This is a genomic window from Arthrobacter mobilis (genome assembly GCF_012395835.1).
Taxonomy (GTDB): Bacteria; Actinomycetota; Actinomycetes; order Actinomycetales; family Micrococcaceae; genus Crystallibacter; species Crystallibacter mobilis.
This window is the reverse complement of sequence record NZ_JAAZSQ010000061.1, coordinates 1-1,215: the sequence shown is the minus strand read 5'-3', so window position 1 is coordinate 1,215 and position 1,215 is coordinate 1. Positions and strand designations below refer to the sequence as shown.

Sequence of the window (1,215 nt, the reverse complement as noted above, 5' to 3'; positions counted from 1 at the left end):
GATTAACAGTCGAATGCTCTGCCAATTGAGCTACGGGGGAAAGCAACGGATAAAACTCTACACAACGGCCGCCCGGAAACGGAAATCGGGCTTAGTCCCCGCGCAGCGCGCGCCGCTGCATTTCCAGTTCCATCAGCTCGCGGTTGATCTGCGCGAAGGCCTCCGGGTCCGCTGCCGGGTCCATGCGCTGGAGCCGGCCCATTTTCTCGGCCTTGAGCTCGGTAATCTGCAGGTCGAACATCCGGTTCATGATGCCCCGGCAGTACAGGTGCAGCGCATCGCCGTCGCGCGCCGGCAGCGGGGTCACCGCCAGCTCGGAGACGAAGGAGCGCAGTTCCTCCGGGACCTCCTGGCGCACCCGCTCCACCCACTGCGAGGCCGTGGCCCCGGACAGTCCGGCGGCGCCGATCGCCGCGTGCACGGCCGCGTGGGCCGGTGCACTGAACCGAGCCGCGGCGAAGCGCTGCCACTGGTCGGCGTCCAGCAGCGCCGGCTGCTGCAAGGCGACTTCGAGGGCCTGCCGTTCCATCCGCACCGCCGGGTCCCGCAGGTCCGGCCGGGTGAACGCCGGGGCGGGGACCGCCGGCACTTCCCCGGCGCCGTGCTGTTCCGTGCTGCCGCGGCCGCTGCCGCGGCGGTCCTCCCCTGCTGCCTCGCCGCGGCTCCGGCCCGCCTCCCGCTTGCCCGCGGCCAGCACGGCGCGCAGGACCTCGTCCACGTCCATGCCCAGCCAGCCGGCCAGCTCGCGGGCGTAGGCCGGCCGCATGGCGGCATCCCGGATCCGGGCCACCACCGGAGCGCTGGCCCGCAGAGCGCTCACCCGGCCCTCCACGGTGTTCAGGTCGAACTTCTTCAGCGTGGCCTTGATCGCGAATTCGAACAGCGGGCGGCGGGCGGCGATCAGCCCCCGCACCGCCTCCGGCCCGCGGCTCATGCGCAGGTCGCAGGGGTCCGCCCCGGTAGGCTCGACCGCCACGAAGGTCTGGGCGATGAAGCGCTGGTCCTCCTCGAAGGCGCGCAGCGCCGCCTTCTGGCCGGCCTCGTCGCCGTCGAAGGTAAAGACCACCTCGCCGCCGGTGCCGTCGTCGGAGAGCAGGCGCCGGGCAACCTTGATGTGGTCGGCGCCGAAGGCGGTCCCGCAGGTGGCCACCGCCGTCGTGACCCCGGACAGGTGGCAGGCCATCACGTCCGTGTAGCCTTCGACCACCACCAGCT

General features: G+C 71.9%; 1 protein-coding gene. It reads right to left on the bottom strand.

The annotated features are described in order from the left end of the window. Positions 1-91 precede the first annotated feature (91 nt). On the bottom strand, positions 92-1,215 hold a 1,124-nt coding region (gene dnaG, locus HGG74_RS20820), incomplete at its 5' end, for a DNA primase (protein ID WP_168489444.1).